18 protein-coding genes and 1 tRNA gene are annotated in these 17,357 nt (G+C 58.3%); 6 read left to right on the top strand and 13 right to left on the bottom strand.

The annotated features are described in order from the left end of the window. Nucleotides 1–22: 22 nt before the first annotated feature. The 7 genes from pth to BZL43_RS02075 all read right to left on the bottom strand — a co-directional run bounded on the left by pth (nucleotide 23) and on the right by BZL43_RS02075 (nucleotide 5,818). Nucleotides 23–607 (bottom strand): aminoacyl-tRNA hydrolase, encoded by a 585-nt coding sequence (pth, locus tag BZL43_RS02105; RefSeq protein ID WP_095630769.1) that lies wholly within the window; start codon nucleotides 605–607, stop codon nucleotides 23–25. Between the two features lie 168 nt (nucleotides 608–775). Further along, nucleotides 776–1,375: a 50S ribosomal protein L25/general stress protein Ctc gene (locus BZL43_RS02100; protein WP_095630768.1), complete on the bottom strand. Its 600-nt coding sequence runs from the start codon at nucleotides 1,373–1,375 to the stop codon at nucleotides 776–778. A gap of 142 nt (nucleotides 1,376–1,517) precedes the next feature. Further along, a complete protein-coding gene (locus BZL43_RS02095; protein ID WP_003171603.1) occupies nucleotides 1,518–2,459 on the bottom strand; it encodes a ribose-phosphate pyrophosphokinase in 942 nt (313 codons plus the stop codon). 46 nt (nucleotides 2,460–2,505) lie between these two features. Next, nucleotides 2,506–2,580 (bottom strand) — tRNA-Gln (locus BZL43_RS02090). 37 nt (nucleotides 2,581–2,617) lie between these two features. Beyond that, nucleotides 2,618–3,469, bottom strand: a complete 852-nt coding sequence (gene ispE / locus BZL43_RS02085; RefSeq protein WP_095630767.1) for a 4-(cytidine 5'-diphospho)-2-C-methyl-D-erythritol kinase — start codon at nucleotides 3,467–3,469, stop codon at nucleotides 2,618–2,620. A gap of 2 nt (nucleotides 3,470–3,471) precedes the next feature. Beyond that, the gene (gene lolB, locus BZL43_RS02080) at nucleotides 3,472–4,089 is read right to left on the bottom strand and encodes a lipoprotein insertase outer membrane protein LolB (RefSeq protein WP_095630766.1); all 618 of its coding nucleotides are present in this window, start codon (nucleotides 4,087–4,089) and stop codon (nucleotides 3,472–3,474) included. A gap of 4 nt (nucleotides 4,090–4,093) precedes the next feature. Beyond that, complete coding sequence (locus tag BZL43_RS02075; protein WP_095630765.1) at nucleotides 4,094–5,818, bottom strand: tetratricopeptide repeat protein; 1,725 nt, start codon at nucleotides 5,816–5,818, stop codon at nucleotides 4,094–4,096. Between the two features lie 234 nt (nucleotides 5,819–6,052). Between BZL43_RS02075 and hemA the strand changes: the two genes are divergently transcribed. From hemA to BZL43_RS02045, 6 genes are all read left to right on the top strand, one after another. Then, complete coding sequence (gene hemA, locus BZL43_RS02070; RefSeq protein ID WP_095630764.1) at nucleotides 6,053–7,342, top strand: glutamyl-tRNA reductase; 1,290 nt, start codon at nucleotides 6,053–6,055, stop codon at nucleotides 7,340–7,342. Further along, nucleotides 7,339–8,421: a peptide chain release factor 1 gene (gene prfA / locus BZL43_RS02065; protein ID WP_095630763.1), complete on the top strand. Its 1,083-nt coding sequence runs from the start codon at nucleotides 7,339–7,341 to the stop codon at nucleotides 8,419–8,421. The genes hemA and prfA overlap by 4 nt, the downstream gene beginning before the upstream one ends. Further along, on the top strand, nucleotides 8,422–9,252 hold the full coding sequence (prmC, locus tag BZL43_RS02060) for a peptide chain release factor N(5)-glutamine methyltransferase (protein ID WP_095630762.1): 831 nt from the start codon (nucleotides 8,422–8,424) through the stop codon (nucleotides 9,250–9,252). Then, the gene (locus BZL43_RS02055) at nucleotides 9,246–10,001 is read left to right on the top strand and encodes a molybdopterin-synthase adenylyltransferase MoeB (RefSeq protein ID WP_095630761.1); all 756 of its coding nucleotides are present in this window, start codon (nucleotides 9,246–9,248) and stop codon (nucleotides 9,999–10,001) included. The genes prmC and BZL43_RS02055 overlap by 7 nt, the downstream gene beginning before the upstream one ends. Beyond that, on the top strand, nucleotides 9,994–10,785 hold the full coding sequence (gene murI, locus BZL43_RS02050) for a glutamate racemase (RefSeq protein WP_095630760.1): 792 nt from the start codon (nucleotides 9,994–9,996) through the stop codon (nucleotides 10,783–10,785). Before BZL43_RS02055 ends, murI begins: the two co-directional genes overlap by 8 nt. A gap of 121 nt (nucleotides 10,786–10,906) precedes the next feature. Beyond that, nucleotides 10,907–11,425, top strand: a complete 519-nt coding sequence (locus tag BZL43_RS02045) for an acyloxyacyl hydrolase (protein ID WP_095630759.1) — start codon at nucleotides 10,907–10,909, stop codon at nucleotides 11,423–11,425. 185 nt (nucleotides 11,426–11,610) lie between these two features. Here BZL43_RS02045 and BZL43_RS02040 read toward each other — a convergent pair whose 3' ends face one another. The 6 genes from BZL43_RS02040 to BZL43_RS02015 form a co-directional block, all read right to left on the bottom strand. Then, nucleotides 11,611–11,916 carry a YkgJ family cysteine cluster protein gene (locus BZL43_RS02040; RefSeq protein ID WP_095630758.1) on the bottom strand — a complete coding sequence of 102 codons (306 nt, stop codon included), beginning with the start codon at nucleotides 11,914–11,916 and terminating at the stop codon, nucleotides 11,611–11,613. Between the two features lie 60 nt (nucleotides 11,917–11,976). Next, on the bottom strand, nucleotides 11,977–12,753 hold the full coding sequence (locus BZL43_RS02035) for an SDR family oxidoreductase (protein ID WP_095630757.1): 777 nt from the start codon (nucleotides 12,751–12,753) through the stop codon (nucleotides 11,977–11,979). A gap of 56 nt (nucleotides 12,754–12,809) precedes the next feature. Beyond that, nucleotides 12,810–14,258, bottom strand: a complete 1,449-nt coding sequence (phrB, locus tag BZL43_RS02030; protein WP_095630756.1) for a deoxyribodipyrimidine photo-lyase — start codon at nucleotides 14,256–14,258, stop codon at nucleotides 12,810–12,812. Nucleotides 14,259–14,292: 34 nt separating this feature from the next. Then, nucleotides 14,293–15,234, bottom strand: coding sequence for a MerR family transcriptional regulator (locus BZL43_RS02025; protein WP_095630755.1), 942 nt, complete (start codon nucleotides 15,232–15,234; stop codon nucleotides 14,293–14,295). Continuing rightward, nucleotides 15,234–16,193 (bottom strand): DUF523 and DUF1722 domain-containing protein, encoded by a 960-nt coding sequence (locus BZL43_RS02020; RefSeq protein ID WP_095630754.1) that lies wholly within the window; start codon nucleotides 16,191–16,193, stop codon nucleotides 15,234–15,236. Before BZL43_RS02020 ends, BZL43_RS02025 begins: the two co-directional genes overlap by 1 nt. Before the next feature lie 142 nt (nucleotides 16,194–16,335). After that, on the bottom strand, nucleotides 16,336–17,322 hold the full coding sequence (locus BZL43_RS02015; RefSeq protein WP_095630753.1) for an NAD(P)/FAD-dependent oxidoreductase: 987 nt from the start codon (nucleotides 17,320–17,322) through the stop codon (nucleotides 16,336–16,338). Nucleotides 17,323–17,357 lie beyond the last annotated feature (35 nt).

The raw sequence follows: 17,357 nt of genomic DNA, 5'->3' as shown, positions 1-17,357 counted from the left end.
GTGGTTCCCCGAGGAGTTAGAGTCAGGCCTTCTGGCTGTGCAGGTTTTTCATCGCACGGTTCCATTCACCGGCGAGGATATCCGGCAGCACGCCGAGGGCAAAGTCGATGCTGGCATCGAGTTTTTCCTGTTCGGCGCGTGGCGCACGACCCAGGACGAAATTTGAAACCATACTGGCAACGCCCGGGTGGCCAATGCCAAGCCGCAAGCGGTGAAAGGTATTCTGATTGCCCAGTTGCGCGATGATGTCGCGCAACCCGTTGTGACCGCCATGGCCGCCGCCTTGCTTGAGCTTGGCAACGCCCGGAGGCAGATCGAGTTCGTCATGCGCCACCAGGATTTCTTCAGGCTTGATGCGGAAGAAGCCGGCAAGTGCCGCGACGGCCTGGCCGCTGCGGTTCATATAGGTGGTGGGAATCAGCAGACGAACATCCTGACCCTGATGCGAATAGCGCCCGGTCAGGCCGAAATATTTGCGATCGGCCACAAGGCTGACGCCCTGTGCTTGCGCGATGCGCTCAACAAAAAGGGCCCCTGCGTTATGCCGGGTCTGTTCGTATTCGGCACCTGGATTTCCCAGGCCAACGATCAGTTTGATGGCAGTCACGATAGGGGCCCTTCCTTGAAGTGATGGATAACATCGCCGCGATCAGGGTGTGCGGCGTAAGTGGACGACAAGTGCTCATTTACCATGATGTAAACTCCGCGTTCTCGCCCGCTTTCTCGCTACGTTCTAGTCCGCGATGTTCCGGTCACTCCGGCGTACAGAGTGAAATTACTCTGCAGCGCCTTCTGCAGCTTCTGGAGCAACACGTGGAGCGTGAACGTTGGCAACAGCCAGGTCGTTACCGTGAGCCAGAGCAACAAACTCAACGCCTTTAGGGGCTTTGAGGTCGGACAAGTGAATGATCGAGCCGACTTCGGCGTTAGCCAGGTCAACTTCGATGAATTCAGGCAGGTCTTTCGGCAGGCACGAAACTTCGATTTCAGAAACAACGTGCGAAATTTCGCCGCCTTTCTTGACCGGCGCAGCTTCGTTGATGAAGTGCACTGGAACGATAGCGGTCAGTTTCTGGCCAGCTACTACGCGTACGAAGTCAGCATGCAACACGTGGCCTTTAGCCGGGTGACGCTGCAGAGCTTTGATGATTACGTTTTGCTTGGTGCCACCAACGTTCAGCTCGATGATGTGGCTGTAAGCCGCTTCGTTTTCGAGCAGTTTGGCAACTTCTTTAGCCAGCATGCTGATGGATTCAGGGGCTTTGTCGCCACCGTAAACTACAGCTGGAACCAGGCTTGCGAGACGACGCAGGCGGCGGCTCGCACCTTTCCCCAGGTCGGAACGCACTTCAGCATTCAGAGTAAAATCGTTCATGTTGTATCTCCAAAATAACCACATTCGCCCCAGCGTTTGCGACCAGCGCTAAAGGCGATATGGGCAAAAAAGCCCCGCCCCGACAGGAATGCCGGGGCGGGGCGCTTTTCGTCAACGAGATGTAGTGAAAAGGGCAGGGCCCTTAACGGAACATCGCACTGATCGATTCTTCATTGCTGATGCGGCGGACCGCCTCGGCAACTACCGGTGCGATATCCAGTTGACGGATACGCGCACAGGCTTGTGCTGCAGCGGACAGCGGGATGGTGTTTGTCACCACCAGCTCGTCCAGCACGGAATTTTCAATGTTTTCGATCGCCCGACCCGACAGCACAGGGTGCGTGCAGTAGGCGAAAACCTTGGCCGCGCCATGCTCTTTCAGGGCCTTTGCCGCGTGGCACAGAGTGCCGGCGGTATCGACCATGTCATCGACCAGGATACAGGTGCGCCCTTCGACATCACCGATGATATGCATCACTTCAGAGTGATTGGCTTTCTCACGGCGTTTGTCGATGATCCCGAGATCCACGCCCAGGGATTTGGCAACAGCCCGTGCACGCACGACGCCACCAATGTCCGGGGACACGATCATCAGGTTTTCGAAGCGCTGATCTTCAATGTCATCCACCAGTACCGGGGAGCCGTAGATGTTATCTACCGGAATATCGAAGAAGCCCTGAATCTGGTCAGCATGCAAATCAACCGTGAGAACACGATCGATGCCGACTACGGTAAGCATGTCAGCAACGACTTTCGCGCTGATAGCCACACGTGCGGAACGCGGACGGCGATCCTGACGGGCATAACCAAAGTAAGGAATAACAGCAGTGATACGAGTAGCCGAGGAGCGGCGGAAGGCATCAGCCATCACTACCAGTTCCATCAGGTTATCGTTGGTCGGAGCGCAAGTCGGCTGAATAATGAAAACGTCTTTACCGCGAACGTTTTCATTGATCTCGGCAGTAATTTCGCCGTCGGAGAACTTACCGACAGAGATGTCACCGAGAGGGATATGCAGCTGACGTACAACACGCCGAGCCAGATCGGGGTTAGCGTTCCCCGTAAAGACCATCATCTTGGACACGCGCAGTACCTGAAGGCTGAGGGTAACCTGGATGAGTATAGGAAAATGGCAGGGGCGGCTGGATTCGAACCAACGCATGGCAGGATCAAAACCTGCTGCCTTACCGCTTGGCGACGCCCCTGTATCTGTTGCAACGAGTACCCAGTACCCGATTCCTTTTAGAGCAGATTTTGCAGCTTGCGATGCAACATCGAAACGTTGCTTCCTTTTGCTACAAACCCTGTAAGGGTCTCTGTCAGAAGGGCCGAGACTTTATCAGCTTCAGCTTTGCTTGGGAAGCCCCCAAACACACAACTTCCAGTTCCGGTGAGTTTTGCTTCGGTAAATTTACCTAACAAATTCAATGCGTTACGTACCTCTGGGTAACGCATTGCTACCACCGGCAAGCAGTCATTTCGACTGTTTGCCTTGGGAACGGGGCGCACTTTAATGGGAGGAGTGTTACGTGTCAACAGTGGATCTGAAAAAATTTCTGCTGTACTTACAGATACTTGCGGCACCAATACGAGATACCACGGTTCTTCGGGTTCTACAGGGGTGAGTTTTTCCCCCACGCCCTCGGCGAAAGCTGCGTGGCCACGCACGAAAACCGGGACGTCGGCGCCAAGCGTAAGGCCTAGCGCGGCCAATCGATCCTCATCCCAACCCAGTTGCCAAAGATGATTGAGGCCTAGCAACGTGGTCGCCGCATTCGAACTGCCGCCACCGATTCCACCGCCCATGGGCAGGATTTTTTCGATCCAGATGTCGACACCCCGCGAACAACCGGATTGTGCCTGAAGTATTTTTGCGGCTTTGACGATCAGGTTACTGTCGTGGGGTACGTCGGCGAACTCGGTGTGTAACCGAATCACGCCATCGTCGCGAACAGCGAAACTGATTTCATCACCGTAATCGAGGAACTGAAAAATCGTCTGCAACTCGTGGTAACCGTCTTCGCGACGACCGAGGATGTGCAGCATCAAGTTGAGCTTGGCGGGCGAGGGCAACGTCAGGCGTGGTGCAGTCATGTTCACTGCCCCAGCTTGCGTGGTTGCCAGTCCTTGATCACCAGCGTGACATCAAGGTCGGTGCCATGCAGTTTGATCCGCTCGGGCAGCCAATAGCCATTTTGCTCGGCATAACTGAGGTACTCGACCTGCCAGCCATCCTGCTCGAGATTGGCCAGGCGGCTGTCGATGTCGAGGGTCAGGCGACTTTTGCTGTCCGGGGCCGGAAGGCCGCGAACCCACCATGCCAGATGAGATACCGGCAATTTCCAGCCCAGTTGTTCTTCAACCAGGGCTTCCGGGGTCGGTGCGTCATAGCGGCCCTGATTGGCTACCTCCAGCGAAACTTTACCCGGACGACCGGTCAAACGGGCCGCGCCTCGACCCAGCGGGCCCGAAAGGCGGATGTCGTAGTAATCCTGGCGTTGCAGCCAGAACAACGTACCGCTGCCGGAGTCTTTTGGCGCGCGGATGCCGATTTTGCCATTGATCTGCCAGCCGTCGAGGCCGGTCAGTTGCTGTTTGTGCTCGCGCCATTGGGCCTTGTTGCCTTGACCCTGTACCGATTCGCGGGCAACGAAGCCCGCGCAACCGGCGAGCAGGGCGATGAAGCTGAAAATAATGAGGTGGCGCAAAAACATAATCTTAAAGAGTCTCTGATCCGGTCAAGCGCTTGATGGTGCCGCGCAGGGTAGGGCTGTCGGGCTGTTCCTTGAGGAACTTGCTCCAGATTTTTCTGGCTTCGCGCTGTTTGCCGTTGGCCCACAGGACTTCGCCCAGGTGCGCGGCAACTTCCTGATCGGGGAAGCGTTCCAGCGCCTGGCGCAAATAGCGCTCGGCTTCATCGAGGTTGCCCAGGCGGAAATTCACCCAGCCGAGGCTGTCGAGGACTGCCGGGTCTTCTGGAGTGATCTGGTGCGCCTGTTCGATCAAGGCCTTGGCTTCGGCGTAGCGTGTGGTGCGGTCGGACAGGGTATAGCCGAGGGCGTTCAACGCCATCGCGTTGTTTGGATCGCGCTTGATGATCAGTCGCAGATCTTTTTCCATCTGCGCCAGGTCATTGCGTTTTTCTGCCAGCATGGCCCGGGTATACAGCAGATTCAGATCGTCCGGGTATTGCTGCAGGGCTTGCTGCAAGACCGTCCAGGCCTTGTCGCCCTGTTTGTTGGCGGACAAGGTTTCGGCTTCGATCAGATACAACTGGATCGCGTAATCGGGTTGCTCGCCGCGCTCCGCTGCCAGACGACTTTGGGCTTCGGCGGTTTTGCCGTTGTTCATCAGGATATCGGCCTGACGCAATTGCGCCGGCAGGTAATCGTTGCCCGGCCCGACCTGGGCGTATTCGATCAATGCGCCCTGCGGATCGTTACGCTCTTCGGCAATGCGCCCCAGGTTCAAGTGTGCCGAGTCGACATGGCTGTCCCGGGCGATCAAATCTTCCAGGTAGCCTTTGGCCTCGTCCCAGGCTTTGGCTTCCAGGCAGACCAGCGCCAGGGAATAACGCAAATCGTCGTCTTCGGGGTATTGCTGCACCAGGCTCGAGAACTCGACCTTGGCGTCGTCCATGCGGTCCTGCTCAACCAGCATGCGTGCGTAAGTCAGGCGCAGGCGTTTGTCTTCCGGGTATTTCTTGATGCTTTTTTGTAACAGCGGCAAAGCTTCATCGCCACGGTTGAGCCCCTGCAGCAAGCGCGCGCGCAGCAGGATCGGCGCTATTTCGCCCTCGTCCGGCGGATTGTTTTCGAGCAGGGTCAGGGCGCCCTTGGCATCGCCGTCCTGCTGCAGCAACAAGGCCTTGCCAAAAATCAGCTGGTTGTTGTTCGGATGGCGCTGCAGCAAGCGGTCAAAACCTTTCATCAGACCGTTGCGCGTTTCCTGGTCGGTATCGGCTGCGGACAGGGCGAGAAAATCGAAATGCGTGTCGCCTTTGCCTTGCAGGACTTTCTCCATATAGACCATGGAGTCGTCGTAACGCCCGGCGCGGGCCAGTTGCACAGCGGCCGCCCGTTGCGCTTCGAGATCGTCCGGGGCGTTTTTCGCCCAGACCAATGCGGTGTCGAGGGCGGCCTGATCGGCACCCAGATACTCGGCAATGCGAAATGCCCGCTCGGAGATGCCCGGATCCTGTGTATTGATGGCCTGGGTCACGTAGTTGTCCAGAGCAATGTCGTAACGATTGCGCTGGCCAGCCAGTTCGGCGCTCAACAGGCTGAAGATGGTTTCTTCGCTGAACGAGCTGTAAACCTTGGGCTTTTCAGGGGCCGGAGTGCTGTCTTCGACCGGCGGCGTACCGTCCGACGAAACGGGCGCCAAGGCCTGGCAGCCGCTGAGGAAGACAAAAGCGAGAAGCAACGCGGAAGATCTATTCATATAGGAAAAGGACGACTAACCTGCGGTCGGATCATCATGACACAAGCCTTGGGCCAAACATAACCGCCCGGCCAATTTACCCGCACGGGCAATCCCCGCAGGCCCGGCGCCCTGTTAAACGAGAACGGATCGCAGCTTCGGCAGCTCCTACATAAGCGATAGAGATCGAATGGTTGTTCTGGCTCTGTCGAAGTAGGACAATTGTCGGCTTCACGTCACCATCAGCGACCTTGAATGGCCTTCCTTGCACTCGGTATTAACCACAAGACTGCTTCAGTAGACGTCCGCGAGCGCGTGGCCTTTACTCCTGAGCAGCTGGTTGAGGCCTTGCAGCAGCTCTGCCGACTCACCGACAGCCGCGAAGCTGCGATCCTCTCCACCTGCAATCGCAGTGAATTGTATATAGAACAGGATCACCTTTCGGCTGACATCGTGTTGCGCTGGCTGGCTGATTACCATCATTTGAGCCTCGATGAGCTGCGCGCGAGCGCTTATGTGCATGAAGATGATGCGGCAGTTCGTCACATGATGCGGGTTGCCTCCGGGCTCGACTCGCTGGTGTTGGGTGAACCGCAGATTCTCGGTCAGATGAAATCGGCCTACGCTGTCGCTCGCGAGGCCGGCACCATCGGACCGCTGCTAGGGCGGCTGTTCCAGGCCACCTTCAATGCGGCCAAACAGGTGCGAACCGACACCGCCATCGGTGAGAACCCGGTGTCGGTGGCGTTTGCCGCGGTCAGCCTGGCGAAACAGATTTTCAGTGATTTGCAACGCAGCCAGGCGTTGCTGATCGGCGCCGGCGAGACCATTACCCTGGTCGCCCGCCATCTGCATGACCTGGGGGTCAAGCGCATCGTGGTCGCCAACCGCACCCTGGAACGCGCGAGCATCCTGGCCGAGCAGTTCGGTGCCCACGCCGTGCTGCTTTCGGATATCCCGGCAGAGCTGGTGCGCAGTGACATCGTCATCAGTTCCACCGCCAGCCAGTTGCCGATTCTCGGTAAAGGCGCGGTGGAAAGTGCCTTGAAATTACGCAAGCACAAGCCAATTTTCATGGTGGATATCGCCGTTCCTCGGGATATCGAGCCAGAAGTCGGCGAGTTGGACGACGTTTACCTGTACAGCGTCGACGATCTCCACGAAGTGGTCGCCGAAAATCTCAAAAGCCGTCAGGGCGCTGCCCAGGCCGCCGAAGAGATGGTGTCGGTCGGTGCCGAAGATTTCATGATTCGCCTGCGCGAACTGGCGGCGGTGGATGTGCTCAAGGCCTATCGTCAACAAAGCGAGCGTCTGCGCGACGAAGAGTTGCAAAAAGCCCAGCGCATGCTTGCCAATGGCAGCAGCGCCGAAGACGTACTGGTGCAGCTGGCTCGCGGCTTGACCAATAAACTCTTGCATGCCCCGAGCGTGCAATTGAAAAAGCTCTCTGCCGAAGGCCGCCTCGATGCGCTGGCCATGGCCCAGGAACTCTTTGCCCTCGGTGAGGGCTCATCGGATAGCTTTTCGGATAAGAAACCGCAATGAAAGCGTCACTGCTCAATAAGCTGGACATCCTCCAGGACCGCTTCGAGGAACTGACCGCCCTGCTTGGCGACGGCGAGGTCATTTCCGATCAAAACAAATTCCGCACCTATTCCAAGGAGTATGCGGAAGTCGAGCCGATCGTTGGCACCTATAAACAGCTGCTTAAAGTGCAGGGCGACCTTGAAGGCGCGCAGGCACTGCTCAAGGACAGCGACCCGGACATGCGCGAAATGGCGGTGGAAGAAGTCCGCGAAGCCAAAGAGCAACTGATCGAGATCGAAGCCAGCCTGCAACGCATGCTGTTGCCCAAGGATCCGAATGACGGGCGCAACGTGTTCCTCGAAATCCGTGCCGGCACCGGCGGTGACGAAGCGGCGATTTTCTCCGGCGATCTGTTCCGCATGTATTCGCGTTATGCCGAACGGCGTGGTTGGCGGGTAGAAATCCTGTCGGAGAACGAGGGCGAACACGGTGGCTATAAAGAAGTCATTGCCCGTGTCGAAGGCGAGAACGTCTACGGCAAGCTGAAATTCGAATCCGGCGCCCATCGCGTACAGCGGGTTCCGGCCACTGAATCCCAAGGCCGCATCCACACCTCGGCCTGCACCGTGGCCGTGTTGCCCGAGCCGGACGAGCAGGAAGCGATCGAGATCAACCCGGCAGACCTGCGGATCGACACCTATCGCTCCTCCGGCGCCGGTGGTCAGCACGTCAACAAGACCGATTCGGCAATCCGCATCACGCACTTGCCGTCCGGTATTGTCGTCGAGTGCCAGGAAGAGCGTTCCCAGCACAAGAACCGCGCCCGGGCGATGTCCTGGCTGTCGGCCAAACTCAACGACCAGCAGACCAGCGCCGCCGCGAACGCTATCGCGAGCGAGCGTAAATTACTGGTAGGTTCCGGTGATCGTTCCGAACGGATTCGCACCTATAACTTTGCCCAGGGCCGGGTCACCGACCATCGGGTCAACCTGACGCTGTATTCGCTCGACGAAATTCTTGCGGGCGGCGTGGATGCGGTCATCGAACCGTTGCTGGCCGAGTACCAGGCCGACCAATTGGCAGCGATAGGTGAATAAATGACGATCATTGCCAGTTTGTTGCGCGCCGCTGATTTGCCCGACTCGCCCACCGCGCGTCTGGATGCCGAATTGTTGCTGGCGGCTGCCTTGGGTAAATCCCGCAGCTTTCTGCACACCTGGCCTGAGCGTATCGTTCCGAGCGAAGCGGCACTGAAATTTGCCGAGTACCTGCAGCGCCGCCGTAGCGGTGAGCCGGTGGCTTACATTCTGGGGCAGCAGGGCTTCTGGAAACTTGACCTGGAAGTCGCGCCTCACACGCTGATTCCGCGTCCCGACACCGAACTGCTGGTAGAAACCGCGTTGCAGTTGTTGCCGGCGACCCCGGCCAGGGTTCTTGATCTGGGCACCGGCAGCGGCGCCATTGCCCTGGCGTTGGCCAGCGAGCGTCCGGCCTGGAAAGTTACCGCCGTGGATCGCGTACTGGAAGCCGTAGCCCTGGCCGAGCGCAATCGTCAACGGTTACATCTGAACAACGCCACGGTGCTGAGCAGTCATTGGTTCAGCGCTTTGGACGGCCAACGCTTTGAATTGATCATCAGCAATCCGCCTTACATTGCTTCGACCGATCCGCATCTGGCGCAGGGCGACGTGCGCTTCGAGCCGGCCAGTGCCCTGGTGGCTGGCGTCGATGGGCTCGACGATTTGCGTCTGATCGTCGATCAGGCACCGGATCATCTTGAGGCGGGTGGCTGGGTGATGCTCGAGCATGGTTACGATCAAGCCGAAGCCGTGCGCGATTTGCTGCTGACCCGCGGTTTTGAAGAGGTCCACAGCCGCACCGATCTGGGCGGTCATGAACGCATCAGTCTGGGGCGCTTGCCGTGCTGAACGATCAGGAATTACTGCGCTATAGCCGGCAGATTCTGCTGCAACACGTCGACATCGACGGCCAGTTACGGCTTAAGGAAAGCCGTGTCCTGATTATCGGTCTTGGCGGTCTTGGCTCTCCGGTGGCGCTGTACCTGGCGGCGGCCGGTGTCGGTGAGTTGCATCTGGCGGATTTCGATACGGTCGACCTGACCAATCTGCAACGCCAGATCATTCACGACACCGACAGCGTCGGCTTGAGCAAAGTCGATTCGGCGATCCGACGTCTGACTGCGATCAATCCAGAGATTCAGCTGATCGCCCATCGCATCGCCCTCGATGAAGACTCCCTGGCGGCAGCCGTGGCGGCGGTGGATCTGGTGCTGGACTGTTCCGATAACTTTTCCACCCGTGAAGCAGTCAATGCCGCGTGTGTGGCGGCGCGCAAACCGCTGGTCAGCGGCGCGGCGATTCGGCTGGAAGGGCAATTGTCGGTCTTCGACCCCCGTCGTCCCGAAAGCCCGTGCTACCACTGTTTATACGGGCACGGCAGCAAAGCCGAGCTGACTTGCAGCGAGGCCGGCGTCCTTGGCCCGCTGGTGGGCCTGGTCGGTAGCCTGCAAGCCCTCGAAGCGCTGAAATTGCTGGCAGGATTTGGCGAGCCACTGGTGGGGCGTCTGTTATTGATCGATGCCTTGGGCTCGCGCTTCCGTGAATTGCGGGTCAAGCGTGATCCGGGCTGCAGTGTCTGCGGGTCAAGCCATGCGTGAAGCGCCGATTGCTGTATTCGATTCCGGCGTCGGTGGGCTCTCCGTACTGGCCGAGATCCAGCAGTTGTTGCCCAGCGAATCTCTGTTGTACCTCGGTGATTGCGGGAATATTCCCTACGGCGAGAAAACCCCGGCATTCATCCGTCAGCGTTGCAGTGTCATGGCGCAGTTCTTTCAGCAGCAGGGCGCCAAGGCGCTGGTGCTCGCTTGCAACACCGCGACCGTCGCGGGTGTTGCGGACTTGCGACGTGATTTCCCCGAGTGGCCCATCGTCGGCATGGAGCCTGCGGTCAAGCCGGCGGCTGCGGCGACACGCAGTGGCGTAGTGGGTGTACTCGCCACCACTGGCACGTTACAGAGTGCGAAGTTTGCTGCCTTGCTCGACCGTTTCGCCGCCGATGTGCGAGTCATCACCCAGCCATGCCCCGGGCTGGTGGAGCTGATTGAAAATGGCGATTTGCACAGCGATGCATTGCGTCAGTTGCTGCAAGGGTATGTCGATCCGCTGCTAGCTGAAGGTGCAGATACGATCATTCTTGGCTGCACGCATTATCCTTTCCTAAAGCCTCTGCTTAAGCAGCTGCTCCCCCAGAACATCAGCCTGATCGATACCGGTGCCGCTGTGGCGCGGCAGCTTCAACGATTGTTGGCCGAGCGTGAGTTGCTGGCCGAGGGACCTGCTCGCGCTGCCCGGTTCTGGTCGAGTGCGGATCCGGAACATTTCAGAAATATCTTGCCGGTTTTGTGGCATTCGACGGGTGTTGTGCAAAGCTTCGACTTGTAGACAAAAAAGTGATGACACGAATAATTGAGCTGAACTTCCGATCAAGCTTCAACTTCTATAGCTTTGTCTGTTGGACAGCCTGAAAAACCATACGAAATTGTTTCGGAAAAGGATGTTTCTAATGAAGCGACTATTCTGCTTGGCCGCGATTGCGACCGCATTGATGGGGCACAGTTTTACCGCACAGGCAGCAGGGGTGGAATTCGCGGTCGGCCAGACCAGCGATTCGACCATGACTTACCGACTGGGCATGCAATTCGACTGGGACAAGAGTTGGCTGCAAAGCGATATAGGTCGCTTGACCGGTTATTGGAGCGGCGCTTACACCTACTGGGAGGGGGATGAAACGTCAAGCAATCACAGTGTGTCGTTCTCGCCGGTGCTGGTGTACGAGTTTGCCGGTCAGACCATCAAACCCTACATTGAAGCGGGTATCGGTATCGCGGTGTTCGCCAACACTGAGGTCGAAGACAACAAACTGGGCAGTGCCTTTCAGTTCGAAGACCGTTTCGGGTTTGGTCTGCGCTTTACCGGTGGACATGAGGTCGGGGTTCGCGCCACGCACTATTCCAATGCCGGGATCAGCAGCCCGAACGATGGCGTAGAGAGTTACTCGCTGCATTACACGATGCCGTTGTAAGCCCGCGATGTTTTAAATGTTGGGACAACCTGTGGCGAGGGGGCTTGCCCCCGTTGGGTTGCGAAGCGACCCCGGCATTTCAAAGTTAAACCGCATGTAAAGGATTTACGACTGCTTCGCAGCCGAACGGGGGCAAGCCCCCTCGCCACAGGTCGCTTCCACATAGGTATCGGGTGATTTGGTCGTCACCGATACGCCGTCGCAATCCCCTGGCGTTCGGTGATGCATTCCGGTGCGCCCATTTCGAATTCCCGGCAGATCAGCGGACGTTTTTCGTAGATGGTGCACATCATGCTGTCGCGATCCAGCGCGGCGCACCAACCGTCATCCAGTCGCAGCATGACTTCCCCACCCCAGTCGTCGGTATCGATGTAACGCTCGGGCACGCCGGTGTCGGTGATCAACATGACCTCAAGCTGACAGCAGCAGGCCGCGCAAGTCGAACAGGTGACCACCGGTTCGGCGATTTGCTTGTGGGGAATGGTTTTCATGGCGCGCAGTGTAAGCCAGTGGGGTCACACTGTGTGAAAGCCCTGACGGACGCTCAGGCTTTACGGCAGATCTTCGCTTGGCGGATTGCTTCGCTCCCTGCGTTTGCCGATTTCCAGCCCCCTCTGGCCGGGATTTTGCGGCAGAGGCCAGAGGACAGGCATGAGCAGCTCCGGTAAAGGGAGTTCCTGTGGACGATCCTTGAGCAGGTCGAACAGACGCCGCGCAGCTTTGTTCGCCGACCAGTCGAGGTATTGTGGAACGTCAGTTTTCAGGGGGGTATCCATAAAGCCTGGGCTGACGATGGTCATTTCGATGTTTTCCGACGCCATGTCATTGCGCAAGGATTCGAAAAGCTGACGCAATCCGGGTTTTGAATCGCCATAGGCCTCGGCCTGGGGCAAGGGCAGGTAGGTCACTGAACTGGCCAGGGCCACCAGATGCGGCGCAGTGCCTGCTCGCAACAGAGGGCGAGCGACTTCGCTGCAATAGCTGCTGGCAAGCAGGTTGGTGCGCACGATGTGCTCGATGATTGATGAGTCGAGCTGATTGACGTCGACGTATTCGCAGGTCCCCGCGTTGAGGATCATGGTATCCAGAGAGCCCCATTGCCTGGCAATCTGCTCGCCGATTTCGCGCACCTGTTGGCTGTTGGTCAAATCGCCGGCAACCACCAGCACTTGGCCTGGATAACGCTGAGACAAGGCTTTCAAGGGCGCCAATGAGCGGGAGCTGACGGCCAGGTGGGCACCGGTTTTGAGTATTTCTTCGGCCAGCGCGGTCCCGATACCGTTGCTGGCGCCGGTCAACCAGTATCGCCTTGGAGGTGTACGGCTCATCTCAATCTCCCTTATCTTCCTGATTCAATTCCGTGTTCATGCGTAAAACTGCGGTATCAAAGTGATTCCGGCGGCGATAAACCCTGTCGCGACGGCAGGTTCTTGAAAGCGGCCAAGGCCCGTTCGCGGGAAGTGCTCAGGTTGACAATCGGCGATGGATAATCCGTCACGTCGAATAATCCGTGTTGTCTCGCGCGATTGTGCAGGTCTTTTTTGTTCATTCCATTGATCTGTGGCAACCAATGCTTGATGAAAACCCCTTCGGCGTCGAACTTTTCCGACTGGCTCAGTGGGTTGAAAATGCGGAAGTAGGGCACCGAATCGGTGCCGGTGGACGAACTCCACTGCCAGCCACCGTTGTTCGCCGCCAGATCGCCGTCAATCAGATGCCGCATGAAGAATCGCTCGCCTTCACGCCAGTCGATCAGCAGGTTTTTGGTGAGGAACATTGCCACTACCATGCGCAAGCGGTTGTGCATCCAGCCGGTTTCCAGCAATTGGCGCATGGCCGCATCAATGATCGGCAGGCCGGTACGGCCTTGCTGCCAGGCCTGCAGGTCTTGCGGAGCATCACGCCAGGCCAGGGCTTCGGTTTCCGGGCGAAAGGCGCGGTGCCGGGAAACGCGTGGGTAGCCCACCAGAATGTGTTTATAGAATTCGCGCCACAGCAACTCGTTGATCCAGGTGACGACACCGACTTTGCCGCTTTCGAACTCGCCCTGATTGCTTTGCAGTGCGGCGTGCAAACACTGACGAGGGGAGATGACCCCGGCGGTGAGATAGGCCGAGAGCTGGCTGGTGCCGGGTTTGGCCGGGAAATCCCGCTCGTTGTGGTAATCGTCGATCCGTGTGTCGACAAAAGTCTCGAGACGGCGTCGGGCTTCGGTTTCGCCGGCTGGCCAGAGCGCACGCAAGCTGTCGCTGGGCGTGTCGAAACCATCGACCCGCGAGGGCGCTTCGTCGCTGGCGATTCCCAGCGGAGCCTGCATGGAAGGGGCCGAAATCAACGGTGGCAATGAAGCATGCAAACGTTCGTAACAGACCTTGCGGAATTGGCTGAAGACCTGGAAATAAGTGCCGGTTCTGGTCAGCACCGTGCCGGGCTTGAGCAGCAATTGATCAAGATAGCTGTAAAAGTCGATGCCTTGGGCTTTCAGCGCTTGGGCCACCGCCGCATCGCGACGGGTTTCATGAACGCCGTATTCCTCGTTGGCGTGCACTGCGTCGATTTTCAATTGCTGGCACAGCTCAAGCAGCACCTTGGGTGCGTCATCCCAGCGGGATGCCTTGCGAATCAGCAGCGGGATGTTCAGGGCGTCCAGCGCATGACGTAACTCGCCAAGGTTACGCAGCCAGAAATCCACTTTGCACGGCGCGTCGTCATGGGCCAGCCATTGCTGCGGACTCAGCAAATACACCGCCACGCTTGGGCCGCGGGCTGCGGCGGCCGCGAGGGCGGTGTTGTCGTGTAGACGCAAGTCACTGCGCAGCCAGATCAATTGCATGGTGGTACCCGCACGATCACTGAAAAATACGCCATTAAATGAGCCCGCGCTGAATCAGGCCCTGATGGGCCGACAATGGATCTTCGGCCAGGGACAAGTCAGCAATGGCGGCAGTTCTTGCGGATAACTCGGCGTGGTGAATGCACACCGTTGACCCGGCAATCATTTTTGGGCAGCTGACGCCACTCAATAGTTTCATCAAATGCGCAAGGTTCATGGCTTTGCTGGAATACAGCAGTACACCACGGGCTTGCAGGTGATCGACCGCCAGCGCCAGTTCGCCAGCGGGGAGCGGCCAGTCGAAGACTTCCACCGGGCAATCGACGCTGCTGATCAGCCAGGCGGTGAGCCACAGATAAGGCTCAAGCGGCAGATCCGACTGATTGATCAGCAACAGCGGCGCGGTGCGCAACTGACGATTGTTATGGTAGATCCTTGCGCCGAATTTGCTGCGCAACCAGGAGTACACAAACACCCGCTCCATTTGCGCGCCGAACTGGCCTTGCCAGCGTTGCTCCAGATCCGCCAGCAATGGCATCAACAATTGTTCACACAAGGTGCGTGGCGGATACAACGCCATCGCTTGATTTACCGTGTCATCGAGGGTGCGTTCGGCCAGCTGAGTGACCGCTTGCAGCAATGACTGGCGCAGCATCAGCCAATCGTTGCCGATGGGGTCGGTAAGCCCCTGAGGCGTGTCGAGCAATTGTTTGACCTGGCTGACCGCCACGCCGCGATTGAGCCAGGTAAGTATCGTCAGGATTCGTTGCACATGTTCGGGGCAGAACAGACGGTGCCCCTTGGGCGTACGTTGAGGCACGATCAGCCCATAGCGCCGTTCCCAGGCGCGCAAGGTCACAGCATTGACGCCGGTCTGCCGGGACACTTCACGAATGGGCAGCCAACCGGCGTCCAGGGCCTTCTTGAAGTCGCTGCCCAGGTCTTCTTTAGCGCTGGTGTCCGGTGGATTTTTCATTAAATCGCGTTTCGCAGGCTGAGGTTTTCCGGGTGCGGTTGCAGGTAAACCTGTTGCGCAATGTACGGATCCGGGTATTGGCGAAAGTAGTGTTTGAGCAACATCAATGGCACCACCAGCGGCACGATACCCCGGCGATATTGGCCGATGACGTGCTGCACTTCCTGTTTGTCTTCAGGGCTGATGGCCTGTTTGAGATAACCGCTGAGGTGTTGCAGTACGTTAGTGTGGGTGCGGCGCGTGGCGCACTTTTTCAGGGCTTTCATCAGCTCGCTGAAATAGCGCGGGCCGATCACTTGCGGGTCGGTTTGTCCCATGTTGCCCAGCAAGTTGCCCAGGGTTTTGTATTGCACCGGGTTGTGGGCCATCAGCAGGTATTTGTAGCGTGAGTGAAAGTCAATGAGGTCGCGCCGGGTCAGGCCCGTCTGCAGCAATTGTTGCCAGGCGCTGTAGGCGAACACGCGGGTGAGAAAGTTTTCCCGCAGCACCGGGTCGTTGAGGCGGCCGTCTTCTTCCACCGGTAAATCAGAATGTGATGCGCAGAAGGCTTGTGCGTAGACACCACGGCTACCGCCGTCCACTGGCGCGCCGTTGGCGTGGTAGACCTTGACCCGCTCCAGCCCGCACGAAGGGGATTTCTGCATGAAGATATAGCCGCAGATGTCATCCAGTTCCAGTGCCATTTTTTGACCGTACTCGGCCAGAGGTCGGGTGACGTTGATCTCAGGGTGGACGGTGCCGACAGCCTCCGGCTGCTCGGGGTTGCCGACCAGGCGGATCGGTTCGCGAGGGATACCCAGGCCAATGGCGACTTCCGGGCACAGCGGGACGAAATCAAAATAGTCAGAGAGGATGCGGCTGCACAGAGGTGACGCCTTGTGCCCGCCGTTGTAACGCACTTCGGCCCCCATCAGGCAGGCGCTGATGGCGATTTTGGGTTTCATGGCTGCAGGGGACATGGGAGCGCCTCGAATCCAGACCTGTACAGATTATTGGATCTGTACAACATGACTTCATCATAGATTCAAAGGTGTACAAGTCAAAGTTTTTGTATAAGTTTTTTTGTGAGGCTGCTGCCCACGTCGACAGCAGCGATTCAAGTCATTGCAGGTGTTCGTGCAGCCGGCGAGCTGCTTCCTGACCACTGAGCCAGGCACCTTCGACACGGCCGGACAGGCACCAGTCACCGCATACATACAAGCCCAGATTGGCATCGGCCAACGCCCCCCATTCATGGCTGCTGGCAGGCCGGGCGTACAGCCAGCGGTGAGCGAGGCTGAAGGTGGGAGCAGGCATGGCGTCGTTCAGCAATTCGGCGAAGGCACCGTGCAATTGCTCGATCACGGCATCCTTGGGCAGGTCGATATGTTGCCGGCTCCAGGCACTGGTGGCATGCAGCACCCAAGTATCAAGGGTGGTGTCGCGTCCCGGTTTGCTGCGGTTGCGCGCGAGCCAGTCCAGTGGGCTGTCCTGCACGAAGCAACCTTCGATGGAGGTTTCCAGTGGGGTGTCAAACGCCAGGGCGACAGCCCAGGTGGGTTCCATTTTCACCCCGGCGGCGGCACCGGCGAGTTTCGGTGCGGTGGCCAGCAACGCGGTTGCCTGAGGGGCTGGTGTGGCAATGACGACATGGCTGAACGGGCCGTGAGTAAAGCCGTCGGCGTCTTGCAGATGCCAGTGTTCTTCACCGCGATAGACCTCGGTGATGCGGCAAGCGAACTGCACATCCAGTTTGCCCAGCAGGCCGCGTGTGATCGCGCTCATGCGTGGCGTGCCCACCCAGCGTGTCTGTTCGTCTGGCGAAGGTCTGAGCTGGCCGCCGTGAAAGGTATAGAGCTGCGGCGTCCATACGGCGACCCAGCCGTTGGTTTGCCAGCGCTGGACTTCGGTGACGAAGCGGCGATCGCGAGCAGTGAAATATTGCGCACCCAAGTCCAGAGCACCCGCATCGCTGCGCTTGCTCGACATGCGTCCGCCACTGCCGCGGCTCTTATCGAAAAGCTGAACGACATGCCCGGCCTCCGTCAGGGCCTGGGCGGCTGAGAGTCCGGCGATGCCGGTGCCGATGATTGCGATAGGTACAGTCATAGGGGCCTCGTTTACCTGTCTGTACAGACTACGCC

This window comes from Pseudomonas sp. PICF141 (assembly GCF_002286815.1).
Taxonomy (GTDB): domain Bacteria; phylum Pseudomonadota; class Gammaproteobacteria; order Pseudomonadales; family Pseudomonadaceae; genus Aquipseudomonas.
The sequence above is the reverse complement of the archived record's forward strand: the minus strand, read 5'-3'. Positions and strand labels throughout refer to the sequence as shown.

Coding starts and splice junctions, on each gene's coding strand:
- BZL43_RS02100 (WP_095630768.1), bottom strand. CDS start 1,375: ATGAACGATTTTACTCTGAATGCTGAAGTGCGTTCCGACCTGGGGAAA.
- ispE (WP_095630767.1), bottom strand. CDS start 3,469: ATGACTGCACCACGCCTGACGTTGCCCTCGCCCGCCAAGCTCAACTTG.
- lolB (WP_095630766.1), bottom strand. CDS start 4,089: ATGTTTTTGCGCCACCTCATTATTTTCAGCTTCATCGCCCTGCTCGCC.
- BZL43_RS02075 (WP_095630765.1), bottom strand. CDS start 5,818: ATGAATAGATCTTCCGCGTTGCTTCTCGCTTTTGTCTTCCTCAGCGGC.
- hemA (WP_095630764.1), top strand. CDS start 6,053: ATGGCCTTCCTTGCACTCGGTATTAACCACAAGACTGCTTCAGTAGAC.
- prfA (WP_095630763.1), top strand. CDS start 7,339: ATGAAAGCGTCACTGCTCAATAAGCTGGACATCCTCCAGGACCGCTTC.
- prmC (WP_095630762.1), top strand. CDS start 8,422: ATGACGATCATTGCCAGTTTGTTGCGCGCCGCTGATTTGCCCGACTCG.
- murI (WP_095630760.1), top strand. CDS start 9,994: ATGCGTGAAGCGCCGATTGCTGTATTCGATTCCGGCGTCGGTGGGCTC.
- BZL43_RS02045 (WP_095630759.1), top strand. CDS start 10,907: ATGAAGCGACTATTCTGCTTGGCCGCGATTGCGACCGCATTGATGGGG.
- BZL43_RS02040 (WP_095630758.1), bottom strand. CDS start 11,916: ATGAAAACCATTCCCCACAAGCAAATCGCCGAACCGGTGGTCACCTGT.
- BZL43_RS02035 (WP_095630757.1), bottom strand. CDS start 12,753: ATGAGCCGTACACCTCCAAGGCGATACTGGTTGACCGGCGCCAGCAAC.
- phrB (WP_095630756.1), bottom strand. CDS start 14,258: ATGCAATTGATCTGGCTGCGCAGTGACTTGCGTCTACACGACAACACC.
- BZL43_RS02025 (WP_095630755.1), bottom strand. CDS start 15,234: ATGAAAAATCCACCGGACACCAGCGCTAAAGAAGACCTGGGCAGCGAC.
- BZL43_RS02020 (WP_095630754.1), bottom strand. CDS start 16,193: ATGTCCCCTGCAGCCATGAAACCCAAAATCGCCATCAGCGCCTGCCTG.
- BZL43_RS02015 (WP_095630753.1), bottom strand. CDS start 17,322: ATGACTGTACCTATCGCAATCATCGGCACCGGCATCGCCGGACTCTCA.